Here is a 17,799-nt window from a genome sequence, read left to right as displayed (position 1 = left end):
ACCATGTCCAAGCTACCGGGCGCCCTGGCCCACGTGCCTTTTCCCGTCATCGGTTCCCCGCTGTTCATCATCAGCAACCCCAAGCTGGTCATTGCCCAGTGCATTGCCGGTGTCGTAGGCTCCATGCCCGCGCTCAACGCGCGCCCTGCCGAGCAACTGGAAGAGTGGCTCGTCGAAATCACCGAAGCCCTGGCGGCCTATAACGCGGCAAACCCGGACAAACCGGCTGCGCCGTTTGCCATCAACCAGATTGTGCACAAGAGCAATGACCGGTTGGAGCACGACATGGCGATGTGCGTCAAGTACAAGGTGCCGATCATCATCACCAGCCTGGGCGCGCGCGAGGACATCAACGCCGCTGCCCACAGTTACGGTGGCGTGGTGCTGCACGACGTCATCAACAACAAGCACGCCCGCAAGGCGATCGAGAAGGGTGCTGACGGCCTGATCGCCGTGGCGGCGGGCGCCGGTGGACATGCCGGCGTGAAGAGCCCGTTTGCATTGGTTCAGGAAATCCGCCAGTGGTTTGACGGTCCGCTGGCCCTGTCAGGCTCCATCTCCACCGGCGACGCGGTGCTGGCCTCTCTGGCCATGGGCGCCGACTTTGCGTATATTGGCTCAGCCTTTATTGCCACCGAAGAAGCCCGCGCCAACGATGCCTACAAGCAAGCCATTGTGGATGGCGCCTCCGACGATATCGTCTACAGCAACTTGTTTACGGGTGTGCACGGCAACTACCTGGCGCCTAGCATTCGTGCGGCCGGATTGGACCCCGAGAACCTGCCCGTCAGCGACCCCAGCAAGATGAACTTCGGCGGGGCCGGTTCCGCCAAAGCATGGAAAGAAATCTGGGGTTGCGGTCAGGGCATTGGCGTCATCAGCAAGGTGCAAAGCGCGGCGGATTACGTGGCCCAGCTCCAGCGCGAATACGCCCAGGCCCGCGCACGCCTGGCACTGTAGGGCAGCGGGCCAATCGGCCTGCCTCTTATGTACGTGCGCTAGGGAACGGTAGGGCCAGAATTTAACCCTTAGGGTGGCGGATGCGATGACGCCCACTAAAGGAAAAATATGATGGATCCGGCCTACCCCCGTCCGCAAATGGTTCGCGAACACTGGCAGTCGCTTAACGGGACCTGGAAGTTCACCTTCGATAACGACCGGCAATGGACGCACCCCTCCGATCCGATCGAATGGGCGATGCAAATTGAAGTGCCCTATTCACCTGAATCCGACGCAAGCGGAATTGGTGACCATGGATTTCACCGAGGCTGCTGGTACCAGCGTGAGGTGGAAATAGACCCGCAAGACGGGCGCGTGCTACTGCACTTTGGCGCTGTTGACTACATGGCTCAGGTATGGGTCAACGGCCACTTTGTCGTCCGCCACGAGGGGGGGCACACGCCTTTTTTTGCTGATATCACACGCGCACTTCGGCACACTGGTCTCCAAACGGTAACGGTTTATGCGGAGGACGACCCTTTCGATCTTGCCAAACCGCGCGGCAAGCAGGATTGGCAAGCGCAACCGCATTCCATTTGGTACCCCCGCACGACTGGCATTTGGCAAAGCGTATGGATGGAGCGTGTGCCACGAACCTATATCCAAAAGTTACGCTGGACACCCTACTTCGATGGGTTTGAAATCGGTTGCGAGACCTTCATTTGTGGCGACACGCTGGACGACTTGACCGTTGAAGTAAAAATCTGGAACGACTCCGTCATGCTGGCCGATGATCGCTACAAAATAATAGGCTGCGAAGCGCACCGAAAAATCGCAGTTTCTGATCCGGGTATCGACGACTCTCGCAACGAACTGCTTTGGAGCCCCGAGCGGCCCACCTTGCTCGATGTTGAAGTCACGTTGTGGCACCAGGGCAAGGCCATCGACAACATACGCTCGTACACGGCATTGCGTTCGGTAAATGTGAACCGCGACCGTTTCATGCTCAACGGCCGACCCTACCAGCTGCGCCTCGTTCTGGACCAGGGGTATTGGCCCGACACTTTGCTGACGGCCCCTTCCGACGACGCACTTCGCAAAGACGTTGAGCTTGCGAAGGCCATGGGGTTCAACGGTGTTCGCAAACACCAAAAAATTGAAGATCCTCGCTATCTGTACTGGGCCGACCGGCTTGGCTTGCTGGTGTGGGAGGAGATGCCATCCGCGTACCGCTTTACGCCGCTTGCCATCAACCGCATGGTGCGCGAGTGGAGCGAAGTCATTGATCGTGACTACAGCCACCCCTGCATCATTGTGTGGGTTCCGTTCAACGAATCGTGGGGCGTGCCCAATCTGACTTCCACCCAAGCCCATCGCAATGCCGTGGAAGCGCTGTACCATTTGACGCGTACGCTGGACCCAACGCGTCCCGTCATCGGCAATGATGGGTGGGAAGCGTCCGCTACCGACATCATTGGGATTCACGATTACGATTCTGACCCGCTGCGATTGGCAGCGCGTTACAGCGACTCTGCACAAACACAAGAGCTGTTCGATCGGCGTCGCCCCGGGGGACGGATATTGACGCTGGACGGTTACCCGCATCGCGGGCAGCCAATCATGCTTACCGAATTCGGTGGGGTTTCATTGGAGAAAAGCCTGTCATCCAGCGGGAGTGAAGCTTGGGGATATTCCACGGCGAAGAATGCCCAGGAGTTTCTGGAACTCTATGACCACTTGCTCGAGGTTGCGAACACTACGCCCATGTTCAGTGGGTTTTGCTACACCCAGTTCGCCGATACATTCCAGGAGACAAATGGTCTGCTTTACGCAGACCGTACCCCCAAGCTGCCACTGGACCAAATCGCACGGGCAACCCGGCAATAGCGCCGGAGTCGGGTTGGCACCGCGCTCGCTGCAGAGCAGGGGCGGATGCGGGCCTGGGTCTGCCGCGGGTTTACTCCAGATAGTTCTCGGGGTAGAAGTGGCGCTCTATCAATTCGATCAGGATGTGCAAGACTTTGATATGCAGCTCTTGTACCCGGTCGGCAAAACTGCCGCCGGTTGTACAAACGTAGACGGAGCTGAGCGCCTCCAAAGCGGCGCTGTGCCGGCCACTGAGCACAATGACCCGCATGCCGATGGCCTTTGCAGCTTCGGCTGCCCGCAAGATATTTTTACTTGTGCCGCTGGTGCTTAAAGCCACCAGACAGTCGCCAGGCCGGCCATGCGCTTCGATGTAGCGCGAGAACACCTGGTCATAACCCAGATCGTTACCCACGCACGTCAGGTGACCGGCGTCACTGATGGCGGTGGCTGGCAGGGCGGCGCGGTCCTTGCGGTAGCGGCCGGTGAGTTCTTCGGCAAAGTGCATGGCGTCGCACATGGAGCCCCCATTACCGCAGGCATAGACCCGCCCCTTGGCCGTAAAGACCGCTATCAAAGTAGCGGCGGCTTGCTCAATGGTGGACAAGGCCGCGGGGTTGGCCAGCAGGGCGCCAAGCGCTGTCTGGGCTTCGCGCAAACTGGTTTCGATGTGGTGCTTCAAGGGGTTGGTCCGGACAGTTGTGGTCGGCATATTTTCAACTATTGCGCTTGACCGGTTTGCGGCCGGCTTGCTTTACCTTTGCGGCATGCATACACGCTTCGTCTTCGGCACCATCGTAGCCAGCAATTGGCGCGCTGGGCCGCCATGTTGATCGCATCCGCCAGCCAGAGCAGCACATCGCTGTTGAACGCGTCCGCTGTGGTGCGCGGGCGCTTGATGGAGCTGCTGGCACAACACAATATGTAGACGGACGGGGCGGGCTCGGCATTCCGGTGGGCCTGCTGTCGCAAACTGGACCACATGCTGGCTATGTCGATGGCTACGCTGCTGGAGGCCCGTCAACCTTGGGCCAGTTCGGGACTCGCCGATGGGGCTGCCAATGTGCGTAGCTGCCCACGCTGCAGGCCGCTGACAATCGCTTTCAACGAAGCGGAAACAATGTTGGCATCCAAGCCGACGCCAAACACGGTGTGCTGTTCGTTGATGCGCAGCTCCAGGTAAGCAACGGCCTGCGCATCTGCGCCAGCGCCCAGGGCGTGCTCGTGGTAATCCAGCACGCGGACCTTGGTGCCCGACAGCGTGTTCACCGCGTTCACAAAAGCCTCAATGGGGCCGGCGCCGTGCCCCTGGATTTGCGCCCCGTGCCACTCGGCAGTTACCGCAACACCGTCGCCTGATGCGCGTTGCTGTACCTGCGGCGTCGTAGTGTTATTGGTGCCGTACTCACGTTGGAACAGTTCCCACAGGTCTTGTGCAGAAAGCTCCTTGCCTTCGGCGTCCATGACGGTTTGCACGACCTGGCTGAATTCGATCTGCAGGCGGCGCGGCAACTCCAGACCGTACTCCGTTTCCAGCAGGTAGGCGATACCGCCTTTGCCTGACTGGCTGTTGACGCGGATAACGGCCTCATAGCTACGTCCCAAATCCATCGGGTCCACGGGCAAGTAGGGAATAGCCCACACGTCGTCCGGTGTGGCCTGCGCACGCAGGGCAAAGGCTTTCTTGATGGCGTCCTGGTGTGTGCCCGAGAACGATGTGTAAACCAGCTCGCCGACGTATGGGTGGCGTGGGTGCACCGGCAACTGGTTGCAGTGCTCCACCATGCGGCGCACCTCGTCGATCTGCGCGAAGTCCAGCTCAGGCGACACACCTTGGGTATACAGGTTGAGTGCGATGGTGACGATGTCCACGTTTCCGGTGCGCTCGCCATTGCCAAACAAACAGCCTTCCACGCGTTGTGCACCGGCCATCATCGCCAGCTCGGCCGCCGCTACGCCGGTGCCCCGGTCGTTGTGCGGGTGGACCGACAGCACAACGCCGTCACGCCGCGCGATGTTGCGGTGCATCCACTCGATCATGTCGGCAAACACGTTGGGCGTGGAGTGTTCGACCGTCGTGGGCAGGTTGATGATGCAGGGATGGTCGGGCGTGGGTTGCCAGACGTCGGTGACAGCGTCGATGACGCGTTTGGAAAACGCCAACTCTGTACCAGAGAAGTGCTCGGGCGAGTACTGGAAGGTCCAGTGTGTGCCGGGCTGTTGGCGTGCAAGGTCCTGGATCAGTTTTGCGTGGGTGGTGGCCAGCTCGACAATCTCGTCCTCGTCCATGCCCAGCACGACGCGGCGCATGACCGGTGACGTGGCGTTGTAGACGTGGACGATCGCACGCTTGGCGCCGACCACGGCTTCCATCGTGCGGCGGATCAGCGCATCCTTGGCGGGCGTCATGACCTGGATGGTCACGCCATCGGGAACCAGGTTTTGCGTGATCAGATGGCGTACAAAATCAAACTCGATTTGCGACGCGGCGGGGAAGCCGACCTCAATCTCCTTGAAGCCGATCTCCAGCAGGTGGGCAAACATGCGCAGCTTGCGGGCCATGTCCATGGGCTCGATCAGCGCCTGGTTGCCGTCGCGCAGATCGGTGCTGAGCCAGACGGGGGCTTGCTTCAGCACGGCATTGGGCCAGGTGCGGTCGGTCAGGCTAATGGGCGCAAAGGCGGGGTACTTTCGGCTGGGATCTTGCAACATGCTGGGTTCTCCTGGGTAAAAACAAGAACCAGCAACCCAATGAAAAACGGCCCGTTGCTGGTAGCTACGGGCCGTGTGACTTGCGCTAATGCGTGCGCTACCGTCTCCGCCCGAAGGGGATTAGTAGTAGCACTAGTGCAAATGTGTTCATGGTCGAATACTAACCGAAAAAGTCAGGCCGGGGCTTCGGGCGCAAAACGCACCCGGCTGCTGATGCAAATGATCCGCGCCGATAAAGCAAAGCTTGTATGGCATATCGGGCTATAGCCCTTGTGGAACGTGCGTAAGCAGCTACGAAATTGATAGCGGTGTTCACGCCGGGAAAACTTGCACTGCCTGGTCCGCCGTCCAGGCAGTGAACTTTTCCATCACCTGTGCGTAGTGGTCAGATGTCTCAAACGCAGCCAGCCACAGTTGAAGGGCCGGCCATGGCTGGCTGGCAAACCAGGCAGCGTCGGTGTGCGCGAATTGGCGGACAAAGGGAGCGATGGCGGCGTCCGCCAAACCGAAGCGCGCGCCCATCAGGTGGCGATCGCTTGCCAGCCGCTCGTTTAACGTTTGCAAGAACTGTGCACCTAGAGCTCTGTGCTCTGAGCCATCGGGCAAGGCGTAGCGGTTGGGGTATTTGTAGCGGTCCAGGTTGTATTTGAAGCCACCGTCGCACTCTGTGATCAGTTGCAGCGCATCGGCCATGGCCTGCGCCGACGGTGGCAACCACTGCCGCGGATCGTTGTGGCGCAACGCCCACAGCATGATGTCCAGGCTTTGCTCCAGCACCAAACCGTCTTCCAGCACCAAAACCGGCACCGTACCCTTGGGGGATGCCTGCAGCAGCGCAGGCGGTTTACGGGCTAGCACCACTTCGCGCAGCTCACAGACCGTGCCACTGGCCGCCAGCGCCAGCCGCGCACGCATGGCGTAGGGGCAGCGCCGAAACGAATACAGGATGGGGTAGGGCGCGGCGGTGGGCGCGATAGCTGCCATCAGGGCGCGGCGTCAGGCTCGGCGGTGGCCTTGGGTGGCATGGCCTGACCGATATGCGCCTTTCCGCGCGCCTTGGACAACTCCCACTGGCGTTGGCGTTCACGTGCGCGGTTCTTCTGCACTTCGCTTGTACTGGCGTGGCAGCGCGGGCAACTCACGCCCAACTCGAAAAGCGGCGACTCGGTCGCACCCTCTTCCAGTGGCATGCGGCAGCCGCGACAAAGCTTGTGGGTGCCTGGGGTCAGTCCGTGGTCTACCGAGACGCGCTCGTCAAACACGAAGCAGGTGCCGTCCCATAGACTTTGCTCCGGGGGTACGGTCTCCAAGTATTTGAGGATGCCGCCCTCCAGGTGGTAGACCTCGCCGTAGCCCTGGGCCTTCATGTACGCAGTGGACTTTTCACAGCGTATGCCACCGGTGCAGAACATCGCTACCTTTGGCTTCTTGCCGTCGGCATTGGGGCGCAGTGCCTCAGCTCGTGCAGCCCAGGCGGGAAGCTCAGAGAAGGTGCGGATGTGCGGGTCAATCGCACCTTTGAACGTGCCTATCGCCACCTCGTAGTCATTGCGAGTGTCGACCACCACAACGTCGGGGTCGGCGATCAGCGCATTCCAGTCTTCGGGTTTGACATAGGTTCCGACGATGTGCCTTGGGTCCGTGCCGGGCACGCCCATCGTGACGATCTCTTTTTTGAGGCGCACCTTCATGCGGTAGAAGGGTGCCGTCTCGGCGTAGGATTCCTTATGCTGCAGATCGGCCAGCAGCGGGTCGCTGCGCAGATAGGCCAGCACAGCATGGACATCTTCAGGTGCTCCGGCGATGGTGCTGTTGATGCCTTCGCGTGCCAACAGAATGGTGCCCTTGACATTGTGCTGCTCGCAGAAAGCCAGCAGCGGGTCTTTGCGGTCTTCAAAATCGGCCAATTCAACGAACTTGTAGAACGCGGCGGTGAGAAATCGTTGGTTTAGCATGGCAGTATTGTAAAAGCTGGCTCCCTTTTTGCTTTACGCTTGGGGCAGGCACTCTGTCAGAAGAGATGCGATGCTTTCGCTGTCGATTTTTTCCACGTTTTACCTATAAGGCGCGCTAATATGGCTGCAATGTTGCACTGACCAAGGTAAAACCCTCGCAGCGTTAAACGCGTAGCTGCCTACAGTGACCTTAACCTGTTTCTTAAGCCTTTCTCCTACCTTCCTTACCGAGCACCTCCATGCCAATATCCCTCTCTCGCCGCCACGCCCTATCCGCCATCACGCTGGCCATAGCTGGTTCCAGTGTTGTCCTGTTGCAGGGCTGCGACAGTCCGCCGTCTACGATCAAGATCGGCGTAGCCCAGCCATTGAGCGGCAATCTGGCTGCTTTGGGCCAGGATTTGCTCAATGGAGTGAACCTGGCAGTTGCCGAGTTGAACAAGGAGGGTTTCCGGGTCAAGGGCAAACTGGTGACACTCGAAGTGGTCGCCGTGGACGACAGGGCCAGCGCTGACACCGGCAAGGAAGTGGCCAAACAACTGGTGGACGCTGGCGTGGTGGCCGTCATTGGCCATCTGAATTCGGGTGTCAGCATCGCCGCTGCGCCGATCTACGCGGAAAAGAACATTGCGCAAATGGCGATTTCGACCAATCCTAAGTTCACGCAACTGGGTTTTCCCACCACTTTCCGTCTGGTAGCAAATGACACGCTGCAGGCCAAGGCGATTGGCAGCTTCTCTGCATCCAAGTTTCAGGCGACCAAGTACGCCGTGCTGGATGACAGCACCCCCTACGGCAAGGATCTGGCAGCGGGCGCCATCAAGGAACTGACCGGCGCGAAGAAAGACATCGTGCTGAAGCAGTCATTCGACGACAAGACGCGCGCCTTTGATGACCTGGCCGGCAAGCTCAAGGAAGCGGGCGTTGAGGTTGTCGTTACCACGCTCAGTGATTTCCAGAACCTGGCTTTGCTGGAAGCGTTGAAGAAGATTAGCTACACCAAAGTTTTCATGCTGGGTGGCGACACCATCAAGACTACCGATATGCTGAAGGGCGCTGGCATTGTCAGCGGTCTTTACGCGACGTCCCCGATTCTGGACGCGCGCGAGTTCCCCACCGGCAAGGCTTTTCTTGAGAAGTACCTGGCGGCTTACAAGGTGGCTCCGGCCTACGCCGGTCATTACACCTACGATGCCATGCATGTGCTGGCAGCGGCCATTCGCCGCACCGAATCGGCCAAGCCTGTGGACGTTCTGCAGGCGCTGCGCAAGATTGACGGCTATGCACCGGTGACCGGCTCCATGCGCTGGGACGAAAAGGGCGAGCAGCGCTACGGCGTCATCGGCGTATCGGCAGCGCGCCCGCTGCAGTGGGAACCAGAGGTGCGTTCGGACAACTGGTAAAAAAATACCGCCCCGTCTATTGCAGAGGTGGCGGTAGGTTGGCCAGCAACGGGGCGCTGACCGTGCCGGGCTTTAGCTGAAAAAGCTCTTGAGCCGGTCAGTCCAGCTGTCGCCCGACGGCGAATGCTTATTTCCGCCTTTCTTCAAAGATTCATCCAGTTCACGCAGTAAGCGGCGTTGGTGCTCGCTGAGTTTGACTGGTGTTTCTACTGCAATGTGGCAGTACAGGTCACCAGGGTAGCTGGCGCGCACGCCCTTGATGCCTTTGCCGCGCAGGCGGAACTGCTTGCCGGTTTGTGTGCCTTCGGGAATATCAATGGCTGCCTTGCCGGCCAATGTGGGCACATCGATCTCGCCGCCTAGCGCAGCGGTTGCCATGCTGATAGGGACCGAGCAATGCAGGTCATCGCCATCGCGCTCGAAGATGTCGTGTTTCTTGAGGCGGATCTCGATGTACAGGTCCCCCGGCGGCCCGCCATTGGTGCCGGGCTCACCGTTGCCAGTGCTGCGGATACGCATGCCCCCGTCGATGCCGGCTGGGATTTTGACTTCCAGCGTTTTCTGCTTTTTGACCTTGCCTTGCCCATTGCAGGACATGCAGGGCTCGGGAATAACCTTGCCGGTGCCGCGGCAGGTAGGGCAGGTTTGCTGCACGCTGAAGAAGCCCTGGCGCATCTGCACCGAACCGGTACCGGTACAGGTACCGCAGGTCTTGACCTGGGTACCAGGCTTGGCGCCGCTGCCTTTGCAGACTTCGCAGGAATCCCAACTGGGGATGCGAATCTGTGCATCCTTGCCGCGGGCCGCTTCCTCCAACGTGACTTCCATCGCGTAGCTCAGGTCGCTGCCGCGGTACACCTGGCGGCCACCGGCGCCGGGGCGCCCGCCGCGTTGCTGGCCAAACATGTCGCCAAAGATGTCGCCAAAGGCTTCGGCAAAACCGCCGTAACCTTCACCGCCAGGGCCGCGCATATTGGGGTCCACGCCGGCGTGGCCATGCTGGTCGTAAGCCGCACGTTTTTGCGGGTCCGACAGCATTTCGTAGGCTTCTTTGGCTTCTTTGAATTTTTCTTCGGCCACCTTGCCGGAATCGCCTTGGTTGCGGTCCGGGTGGTGTTTCATCGCAAGCTTGCGATAAGACTTCTTGATGTCTTCGTCAGAGGCGTTTTTAGCAACGCCCAGGATTTCGTAAAAGTCTCTTTTAGTAGCCATGGTTGCCAGACAATGTTGTTGGTCTTTGAATCGATACGCAAACTTGATGCAAAACGCCGCGCCGACGATTCCTGGAGAATCTTTCGGGCGCGGCGCGCCAAATCAGCACGCAAAGCGCGTGTGGTTTAGCCCTTTTTGACTTCCTTGACTTCGGCGTCCACCACGTTGTCATCGTGGGATTGCGCCGACGATGAACTAGCGCCGGCATGTTGTGCCGCCTGGTCACCACCTTCGGGTTGTCCGCCTTCAGCACCTTGCTTGGCCTGCATGTCGGCGTACATCTTCTCGCCCAGCTTCTGGCTGGCAGCCATCAATGCGGTGTTCTTCTCGTCAATGGATGCCTTGTCGTCGCCCTTGATGGCTTCTTCCAGGTCCTTGATGGCCGCCTCGATCTTTTCCTTTTCAGCGGCATCGAGCTTGTCACCGTACTCGGTTAGGCTCTTCTTCACGCTGTGGATGCTGGAATCGGCCTGGTTTTTGGTTTGCACCAGTTCGACCTTTTTCTTGTCGTCCGCGGCGTTCAACTCGGCGTCTTTCACCATTTGCTGGATTTCGGATTCGCTCAAGCCCGAGTTGGCCTTGATGGTGATCTTGTTTTCCTTGCCGGTACCCTTGTCCTTGGCCCCCACGTGCAAGATGCCGTTGGCATCAATGTCAAAGGACACTTCGATCTGCGGTGTACCGCGGGCTGCGGGTGGAATGCCCTCGAGGTTGAACTCGCCCAGCATCTTGTTGCCAACCGCGATATCGCGCTCACCCTGGAACACCTTGATCGTCACGGCGGGCTGGTTGTCTTCCGCGGTGGAGAAAGTCTGTGCAAACTTGGTCGGAATGGTCGTGTTCTTCGTGATCATCTTGGTCATGACACCGCCCATGGTCTCAATGCCCAAGCTCAGAGGTGTCACGTCCAGCAGCAACACATCTTTGCGGTCACCGACCAGCACCTGACCCTGAATCGCAGCACCCACAGCAACAGCTTCGTCGGGGTTCACATCCTTGCGGGGTTCCTTGCCGAACAGTTCCTTGACCTTCTCTTGCACCTTGGGCATGCGGGTCATACCGCCGACCAAAATCACGTCATGGATGTCAGAGACCTTGACGCCTGCGTCCTTGATGGCGGTGCGGCAAGGGGCAATGGTGCGCTCGATCAGCTCTTCAACCAGGCTTTCCAGCTTGGCGCGGGTCAGCTTGATGTTCAAGTGCTTGGGGCCAGAGGCATCGGCTGTCACGTAGGGCAGGTTGATGTCGGTCTGCGCGCTGCTGGACAGCTCGATCTTGGCCTTTTCAGCGGCTTCCTTCAGGCGTTGCAGGGCCAGTACGTCTTTGCCCAGGTCCACGCCTTGTTCTTTCTTGAACTCGGCAATGATGAAGTCGATGATGCGTTGGTCAAAGTCTTCGCCGCCCAGGAAGGTGTCGCCGTTGGTAGACAACACTTCGAACTGCTTCTCGCCATCCACATCGGCGATTTCGATGATGGACACGTCAAACGTGCCGCCACCCAAGTCATACACGGCGATCTTGCGGTCGCCCTTTTCCTGCTTGTCCAGGCCAAAAGCCAGCGCGGCAGCGGTGGGTTCGTTGATGATGCGCTTGACGTCCAGACCAGCGATGCGGCCTGCATCCTTGGTAGCTTGGCGCTGTGCGTCATTGAAGTAGGCGGGAACCGTGATCACAGCGTCCGTCACTTCTTCGCCGAGGTAGTCTTCGGCAGTTTTCTTCATCTTGCGCAAAATGTCAGCGCTGACTTGCTGTGGCGCCATGCGGTTGCCACGCACTTCAACCCAGGCGTCGCCGTTGTCGGCTGCGGCAATCTTGTAGGGCATCAGGTCGATGTCCTTTTGCACTTCTTTCTCGGAGAACTTCCGGCCGATCAGACGTTTGACGGCGTACAGCGTGTTCTTGGGGTTGGTCACCGATTGGCGCTTGGCAGAAGCACCAACCAAGACCTCACCATCTTCCTGGTAGGCGATGATCGAGGGCGTAGTGCGCGCACCTTCCGCGTTTTCGATGACCTTGGGGGTGTTTCCCTCCATGATGGCGACGCAGCTGTTGGTCGTTCCCAAGTCAATGCCGATGATTCTTCCCATTTTCTTCTCCTAGATCAGTTGAATTCAGATGTCGCTCACTTGAAGCCAGATATCCGGATTTCAAGTGGTGGTTTTCAGTGTGCCGCTAGCGCTGCGCCCTATTTGGGTGCGGAAACCGTAACCAGCGCCGGGCGCAGGACGCGGTCCGCAATCAGGTAGCCTTTTTGCAGCAGGCTCACGACAGTATTGGCCTCCTGCTCGGACGGCACGACGCTGATGGCCTGGTGCTGGTGCGGATCGAACTTGGTGCCTGCGGTGGGTGCAATGGCCATGACCTTGTTGCGTTCCAGTGCGGCGACCAATTGGCGCAGAGTGGCCTGGGCGCCTTCACGGATCTGTTCGACCGTACCGTCCTTGATGGTCAGGCCGGCCTCCAAGCTGTCGGCTACGGGCAGCAGGCTCTCGGCAAAGCTCTCTACGGCGAACTTGCGAGCCTTGGAGATTTCCTCTTCGGCACGGCGGCGGGCGTTTTCGGCGTCCGCTTTGGCGCGTAGGTACTGGTCAGCGAGGTCGCCGGTCTTGGCCTGCAAAGTTGCTAATTCCGTTTGAACCTGGGCTAAGGTATCAAGCTCGGACGTAGCGTGGCTTGCGAAAGCGCCTTCCGTGCTTTGAAAGCTTTCTTCAGACGGCTCTGTTTGGGGGGTGGATGGCTGGTCAGACATGCAATTAGGTAGAAGTTTGACGGGTGGTTCGGTTGAATGAGCCTAGGTATGGGGGCTCAGTGGCGCAATTCAAGAGCAAATTCAGTCCCAAGCTGGGACTGAATTTGCTTGCAGCGCTGATCAGGTCGAAGTACCCAGCAGCTCCACGTCGAATTTCAGCGTGGCGTTGGGCGGAATCACGCCACCGGCACCCCGAGCACCATAGCCCAGGGCTGCGGGGATGATCAGGGTGCGGGCGCCACCAACCTTCATGCCGGCCATGCCTTCGTCCCAGCCACGGATGACCATGCCGGCACCCAATTGGAAAACAAACGGGTCCTGGCGATCCTTGCTGGAGTCGAACTTGGCGCCCTGGGTGCTGTTGTTGTACAGCCAGCCCGTGTAATGGACGGTCACACTTTGGCCCTTGGTAGCGGTAGCCCCGGTACCTTCGGTGGTGTCTTCGTACTGCAATCCGGTGGCGGTCGTGATCATGGGGAATCCTTTGTTAAAAATGGGCGCATGGCATCGCGAATGGCGGAGGATGCGCGGCAAAGCACGCTACCTCTAAGCCATCGGGCAAAGCCGAGGATTATGCCGCAGACGAAAAAAAGACAGGCCGAACCTGTCTTCTTTGGTAGGCCACTGGGCCTGAAAGCGAACGATCAGACCGCCTTTTTAGCCTGGTTCGTAGCCCATTTGCCGGCAAATGCTTGCAGGTCTCCCAGGCGTTTCAGTAGATCGGCACCCAGATTGGTTACGGAGTAACCGTCACTGCCATGGGTCATAAGGCCAGCTTCTCGCAGCTCCTTGATACGCGTGTTGAGCGTGTTAGGTGTAATGCCGCCTACGCTGTCCTGGAGCAGGCGAAAAGTCTGTGCATGTCCGTCGCGCAAGGCCCACAGCACGCGCATGGCATAGCGGGACTCCAGCAGGCTCAGCAGCTGGCCGATGGCGGCCGATTCTTTAGCACTCATTAACTTACCTCTCCTTGACGCGTGTTCTCGGCCGGCCAACCGCTTGGCCACGACGGCCGCCTTGCAAAGTTGCGCAGCCTGTTTACTTAGGACAAACTATATCGCAGTTTTTACCATGCTACAAGTTTCATAGCTGGCTGTGGGTCGCCAGCAGCTTGTCAGCCGCTTGCGGAGGTGCTAAGGTTGCGACAAACGGCCTGTTTTGGTCAGCCTTCGGGAGATTTCCATGGTGTTTAATTTTGAGCAGGTTCACAATTACTACGAGCGTCTCATTTTTGAAGAAGTGGCCCGCCGCTCGGAGCAACACCAGGACTTCACGTCCGATATGCTGGGCGATGTCGCATGTGTGGCACTGAACCGCCTGCCGGCGCGCTATGTGCGCCATGACGTGGATCTGATGTTCTACCTGACCGAGCAGGAACGCCACGCCATTGAGTTGTCGCTGGAAGAGGTGCTGCAGTTCGCGTTTGGCTTTGTGCTGGAGCGCACCAACAAAGCCGAAGCCTAAAACGTTGCTAATACTTTGGTGAGCAGCGCGGGCGTCACCTGGGGTAGCACGCCGAACCACGCGCCAAACGCCGGACGCGCCTGGTTAAGCAACATGCCCAAACCGTTCACCGTCACATGCCCCCGCTGGCGCGCAACGGCCAGCAACGGTGTTTCCAGCGGTACGTAGATGATGTCTGAAACCAATGCCTGTGTGGGCAGCTGATCTAGCCGTAGGTCCAGCGCCGCTTCGCCATGCATGCCCTGGTTGGTGGTGTTCACCAACAGGGCGGCACCCGCCAGCGCATCGTGGCGGTCGTCCCAGGGAATGGCACGCACTGGCCCACCAAACTCCTGCGCCATGTCGTGGGCTTTAGCCCAGCTCCGATTGGTCAGGCGAATCTCGGTGGCGCCGCTGTCGATCAGGCCGACGATCACGGCCCGTGCCGCACCGCCCGCACCGAGCACGACTGCCGGTCCGGTATCGGCACGCCATTCGGGCTGGATGTCGCGCAGGCTTTGGATGTAGCCAAAGCCGTCGGTATTGCAACCCGTCAGTGAGCCGTCTGGCTCCACGACGATGGTATTGACCGCGCCTATGCGCTGGGCCAGGGCATCAACCTGGTCTACCACTTCGAGCGCGGAGACCTTGTGCGGAATCGTCAGATTGCAGCCCGCAAAGCCCAGCACTGGTAGCGCGCGCAACGCGGTTTCAATACGCTCGGGCTGTACCGGTAACAGCACATAGGCACCGCGCAGGCTGTGCTCAGCGATCCAGTGGTTGTGGATGACCGGTGAGCGCGAGTGCACCACCGGCCAGCCCATGACCCCTGCAAGCTTGTAGGGCGCTTCTAACGCCATGGGACAGAAACGGCAATTTTTCGCAGGGCCGCCCCAATGAAAATTAGCCCCCGGTGCGCAGCGACCCCTTCGGTAGTGGGGCAGCGACCCGCGTAGCGGCGGAGCGTGGGGGTCACAAGTTGTCGGTAAAGCTGCGCAGCTTGTCGGAGCGGCTGGGGTGCTTGAGCTTGCGCAGCGCCTTGGCTTCGATCTGGCGGATGCGCTCGCGCGTCACGTCGAATTGCTTGCCGACTTCTTCCAAAGTGTGGTCGGACGTCATCTCGATACCGAAGCGCATGCGCAGCACCTTGGCTTCGCGCGGCGTAAGGCTGTCCAGAATGTCCTTGACCACATCGCGCAGGCCCGCTTGCATCGCCGCTTCCATCGGCGCGGTATTGGCTGCGTCTTCGATGAAGTCGCCCAGGTGGCTGTCGTCATCGTCGCCGATCGGTGTTTCCATCGAAATCGGCTCTTTGGCGATCTTCATGATCTTGCGGATCTTGTCTTCCGGAATCTCCATGCGCTCGGCCAACACGGAAGCATCGGGCTCGAAACCGAACTCCTGCAAATGCTGGCGGCTGATGCGGTTCATCTTGTTGATGGTTTCGATCATGTGCACCGGGATACGGATGGTGCGCGCCTGGTCCGCAATGGAGCGGGTGATGGCCTGGCGAATCCACCAGGTGGCGTAGGTCGAGAACTTGTAGCCGCGGCGGTATTCGAACTTGTCCACCGCCTTCATCAAGCCGATGTTGCCTTCCTGGATCAGATCCAGGAACTGCAGACCACGGTTGGTGTACTTCTTGGCGATGGAGATGACCAGGCGCAAATTGGCCTCGATCATTTCCTTCTTGGCAGCGCGCGAGGCATATTCACCTGCATTCATGCGCTTGTTGATGTCCTTCAACTGGTCCAGCGGCACCACAACCTTGGCTTGCAGGTCGGTCAGCTTTTGCTGCAGGTCCTGCACGGGCGGGATGTTGCGGCCCATCACGGCGGCCCATGACTTGCCAGAAGCGGCTTGCTTTTCGATCCACTTCAGGTTCAGCAACTGGGATGGAATTTTGTTGCCGTTCTTGTCGCGGCCGCTGAAATCGGCGATGAAGTTGTCTTGCGGGTAGCCGCACTTGTCCACAATGATGCGGCGCAGTTCGCGCTCTTTCTTGCGGATGTCATCGACCTGGCCACGCACCATGTCGCACAGCTTCTCAATCGCCTTGGCGGTGAAGCGGATGGACATCAGCTCTTCGCTCAGGCCCTTTTGTGCCGTCACGTAGTGGGGTGTGCCGTAGCCTTCCTTGTCGTAGACCTTGTGCACTTTCTCGAAGAGTTCGCGCAGGCGGTCGAAGCGGGACAGGGCTTCTTTCTTTAGCTCCTCGAGCTTCTTGGTCAGTGCCTTGGAGCCGCCCTTGCCATCGTCGTCGTCATCGGCATCGAACTCGTCAAAGTCTTCTTCGGCCACGTAATCGTCGGCCTCGTTGGGGTTGGAGAAGCCGTCCACGATGGTGGTGATGACGACCTTGCCTTCGCGGATGTCTTCACCCAGGCGCAAAATTTCGGCAATGGTGGCGGGCGATGCACTGATCGCTTCCATCATGGCCATCAAGCCGCCTTCGATGCGCTTGGCGATTTCAATTTCGCCTTCACGGGTCAACAACTCGACGGTACCCATTTCGCGCATGTACATGCGCACCGGGTCAGTTGTGCGGCCAAATTCACTGTCCACGGTGGACAGCGCGGCTTCGGCTTCTTCCTCGGCTTCTTCTTGAGTGGCTGCTGTGGATACATTGTTGTTCAGCAACAGGGTCTCAGCATCTGGCGTCTGCTCGTAGACCGCGACGCCCATGTCGTTCAACATGGAGATCACCACTTCCAGCGTTTCAGCGTCGACCAGCTTGTCGGGTAGGTGGTCGGAGATTTCGCCGTGGGTCAGGTAACCGCGGGTCTTGCCCAATGTAATCAGGGCTTTGAGGCGCTGGCGGCGTTTGGCGATGTCTTCTTCGGACAGTACGGTCTCGTCCAAACCGAATTCCTTCATCAAGGCGCGTTCTTTCGCCTTGCTGATCTTCATGCGCAGAGGTTTGACCTTTTCGCCGGTAGCGGCGACCGCCTCGGGTTCGCCGACCAGATCCGCCTCGATGTCCGACATGTCCATGTCGTCACCGGACGACTCTGCTGCTGCAGCCTTGGGCTTGCGGCCGCGCTTGGCACCGGTCTTTGGGGGTGCATCGGATTCGGCCGCGGCGGCTTTAGGCGGGCGTCCGGGTTTCTTCTTCGCTGCGGCGCCAGCGTTGAGCAGGGCGTCTGCGGATTCTTTCAAGAGCTGGGCCTTCGACTTGGTAACAGGTGGCTTGGTTGCGGGCACGGGTTTGGCTTTCTTATCGGACTTGGTCGGAGACTGAACAGCTTTGACAGATTTTTGAGCAGGCATGCGAGAACCTCAGAACATCAAAAAAACGGGCGAACAGATCGGGTGCCGTCTACACCGCTACAGAGGGCGGGCGCAGCTGGCATGGCAGGAAAGGAATTCCTATGGGCAAGATGGGAGGGCGAACATTTGGAATGCAGTCCTTGCGGTAAGGTGGCCGGTTGTGATCTACCAACGCTTGGCCTGGCCCGGAGGTGCTGCTGTCGCTCTTGCCGAAACAACCAAGTAGTATAGCCGCAAACCCACGTGTTTC

15 protein-coding genes are annotated in these 17,799 nt (G+C 59.2%); 4 read left to right on the top strand and 11 right to left on the bottom strand.

Annotated features, from left to right (window positions below):
* The first annotated feature begins 3 nt into the window (after positions 1-3).
* Together AC097P_RS19380 and AC097P_RS19375 are read left to right on the top strand one after the other, a co-directional pair.
* Positions 4-960 carry an NAD(P)H-dependent flavin oxidoreductase gene (locus tag AC097P_RS19380; protein WP_479612063.1) on the top strand — a complete coding sequence of 319 codons (957 nt, stop codon included), beginning with the start codon at positions 4-6 and terminating at the stop codon, positions 958-960.
* 111 nt (positions 961-1,071) lie between these two features.
* A complete protein-coding gene (locus AC097P_RS19375; RefSeq protein WP_479612062.1) occupies positions 1,072-2,826 on the top strand; it encodes a glycoside hydrolase family 2 protein in 1,755 nt (584 codons plus the stop codon).
* Positions 2,827-2,896: 70 nt separating this feature from the next.
* On the opposite strand, the gene AC097P_RS19370 is transcribed toward AC097P_RS19375, so the two are convergent.
* The 4 genes from AC097P_RS19370 to trhO form a co-directional block, all read right to left on the bottom strand.
* Entirely contained in the window at positions 2,897-3,517 is a 621-nt protein-coding gene (locus AC097P_RS19370; protein ID WP_479612061.1) for an SIS domain-containing protein, read from the bottom strand.
* A gap of 308 nt (positions 3,518-3,825) precedes the next feature.
* Positions 3,826-5,517 (bottom strand): 2-isopropylmalate synthase, encoded by a 1,692-nt coding sequence (leuA, locus tag AC097P_RS19365; RefSeq protein ID WP_479612060.1) that lies wholly within the window; start codon positions 5,515-5,517, stop codon positions 3,826-3,828.
* A gap of 312 nt (positions 5,518-5,829) precedes the next feature.
* Complete coding sequence (locus AC097P_RS19360; protein ID WP_479612059.1) at positions 5,830-6,501, bottom strand: glutathione S-transferase; 672 nt, start codon at positions 6,499-6,501, stop codon at positions 5,830-5,832.
* Positions 6,501-7,472 carry an oxygen-dependent tRNA uridine(34) hydroxylase TrhO gene (gene trhO, locus AC097P_RS19355; RefSeq protein ID WP_479612058.1) on the bottom strand — a complete coding sequence of 324 codons (972 nt, stop codon included), beginning with the start codon at positions 7,470-7,472 and terminating at the stop codon, positions 6,501-6,503. The genes AC097P_RS19360 and trhO overlap by 1 nt, the downstream gene beginning before the upstream one ends.
* 239 nt (positions 7,473-7,711) lie before the next feature.
* Here trhO and AC097P_RS19350 point away from each other — a divergent pair, with 239 nt between their 5' ends.
* A complete protein-coding gene (locus AC097P_RS19350; RefSeq protein ID WP_479612057.1) occupies positions 7,712-8,875 on the top strand; it encodes a branched-chain amino acid ABC transporter substrate-binding protein in 1,164 nt (387 codons plus the stop codon).
* Positions 8,876-8,947: 72 nt separating this feature from the next.
* On the opposite strand, the gene dnaJ is transcribed toward AC097P_RS19350, so the two are convergent.
* From dnaJ to AC097P_RS19325, 5 genes are all read right to left on the bottom strand, one after another.
* Positions 8,948-10,087, bottom strand: a complete 1,140-nt coding sequence (gene dnaJ / locus AC097P_RS19345; RefSeq protein WP_479612056.1) for a molecular chaperone DnaJ — start codon at positions 10,085-10,087, stop codon at positions 8,948-8,950.
* Between the two features lie 125 nt (positions 10,088-10,212).
* Entirely contained in the window at positions 10,213-12,174 is a 1,962-nt protein-coding gene (gene dnaK, locus AC097P_RS19340) for a molecular chaperone DnaK (RefSeq protein WP_479612055.1), read from the bottom strand.
* 98 nt (positions 12,175-12,272) lie between these two features.
* Positions 12,273-12,836, bottom strand: coding sequence for a nucleotide exchange factor GrpE (gene grpE / locus AC097P_RS19335; RefSeq protein WP_479612054.1), 564 nt, complete (start codon positions 12,834-12,836; stop codon positions 12,273-12,275).
* A gap of 120 nt (positions 12,837-12,956) precedes the next feature.
* Complete coding sequence (locus tag AC097P_RS19330; protein WP_479612053.1) at positions 12,957-13,310, bottom strand: FKBP-type peptidyl-prolyl cis-trans isomerase; 354 nt, start codon at positions 13,308-13,310, stop codon at positions 12,957-12,959.
* Positions 13,311-13,480: 170 nt separating this feature from the next.
* On the bottom strand, positions 13,481-13,792 hold the full coding sequence (locus AC097P_RS19325; RefSeq protein ID WP_479612052.1) for a winged helix-turn-helix transcriptional regulator: 312 nt from the start codon (positions 13,790-13,792) through the stop codon (positions 13,481-13,483).
* A gap of 226 nt (positions 13,793-14,018) precedes the next feature.
* On the opposite strand from AC097P_RS19325, the gene AC097P_RS19320 reads away from it, so the two are divergent.
* Positions 14,019-14,300 carry a late competence development ComFB family protein gene (locus tag AC097P_RS19320; RefSeq protein WP_479612051.1) on the top strand — a complete coding sequence of 94 codons (282 nt, stop codon included), beginning with the start codon at positions 14,019-14,021 and terminating at the stop codon, positions 14,298-14,300.
* Here AC097P_RS19320 and AC097P_RS19315 read toward each other — a convergent pair.
* Complete coding sequence (locus tag AC097P_RS19315; protein WP_479612050.1) at positions 14,297-15,139, bottom strand: shikimate dehydrogenase; 843 nt, start codon at positions 15,137-15,139, stop codon at positions 14,297-14,299. The two genes, AC097P_RS19320 and AC097P_RS19315, sit on opposite strands and share 4 nt — an antisense overlap.
* A 112-nt stretch (positions 15,140-15,251) precedes the next feature.
* A complete protein-coding gene (gene rpoD / locus AC097P_RS19310) occupies positions 15,252-17,549 on the bottom strand; it encodes an RNA polymerase sigma factor RpoD (protein WP_479612049.1) in 2,298 nt (765 codons plus the stop codon).
* Positions 17,550-17,799: the final 250 nt, after the last annotated feature.

It is taken from the genome of Rhodoferax sp. ZS1R8 (genome assembly GCF_056521325.1).
Note: the sequence above shows the minus strand (reverse complement) of the source record. Positions and strands in the feature narration are given on the sequence as shown.

Excerpts from the sequence above, each read along its gene's own strand:
- AC097P_RS19380 (WP_479612063.1), top strand. The coding sequence starts at position 4 with ATGTCCAAGCTACCGGGCGCCCTGGCCCACGTGCCTTTTCCCGTCATC.
- AC097P_RS19375 (WP_479612062.1), top strand. The coding sequence starts at position 1,072 with ATGGATCCGGCCTACCCCCGTCCGCAAATGGTTCGCGAACACTGGCAG.
- AC097P_RS19370 (WP_479612061.1), bottom strand. The coding sequence starts at position 3,517 with ATGCCGACCACAACTGTCCGGACCAACCCCTTGAAGCACCACATCGAA.
- leuA (WP_479612060.1), bottom strand. The coding sequence starts at position 5,517 with ATGTTGCAAGATCCCAGCCGAAAGTACCCCGCCTTTGCGCCCATTAGC.
- AC097P_RS19360 (WP_479612059.1), bottom strand. The coding sequence starts at position 6,501 with ATGGCAGCTATCGCGCCCACCGCCGCGCCCTACCCCATCCTGTATTCG.
- trhO (WP_479612058.1), bottom strand. The coding sequence starts at position 7,472 with ATGCTAAACCAACGATTTCTCACCGCCGCGTTCTACAAGTTCGTTGAA.
- AC097P_RS19350 (WP_479612057.1), top strand. The coding sequence starts at position 7,712 with ATGCCAATATCCCTCTCTCGCCGCCACGCCCTATCCGCCATCACGCTG.
- dnaJ (WP_479612056.1), bottom strand. The coding sequence starts at position 10,087 with ATGGCTACTAAAAGAGACTTTTACGAAATCCTGGGCGTTGCTAAAAAC.
- dnaK (WP_479612055.1), bottom strand. The coding sequence starts at position 12,174 with ATGGGAAGAATCATCGGCATTGACTTGGGAACGACCAACAGCTGCGTC.
- grpE (WP_479612054.1), bottom strand. The coding sequence starts at position 12,836 with ATGTCTGACCAGCCATCCACCCCCCAAACAGAGCCGTCTGAAGAAAGC.
- AC097P_RS19330 (WP_479612053.1), bottom strand. The coding sequence starts at position 13,310 with ATGATCACGACCGCCACCGGATTGCAGTACGAAGACACCACCGAAGGT.
- AC097P_RS19325 (WP_479612052.1), bottom strand. The coding sequence starts at position 13,792 with ATGAGTGCTAAAGAATCGGCCGCCATCGGCCAGCTGCTGAGCCTGCTG.
- AC097P_RS19320 (WP_479612051.1), top strand. The coding sequence starts at position 14,019 with ATGGTGTTTAATTTTGAGCAGGTTCACAATTACTACGAGCGTCTCATT.
- AC097P_RS19315 (WP_479612050.1), bottom strand. The coding sequence starts at position 15,139 with ATGGCGTTAGAAGCGCCCTACAAGCTTGCAGGGGTCATGGGCTGGCCG.
- rpoD (WP_479612049.1), bottom strand. The coding sequence starts at position 17,549 with ATGCCTGCTCAAAAATCTGTCAAAGCTGTTCAGTCTCCGACCAAGTCC.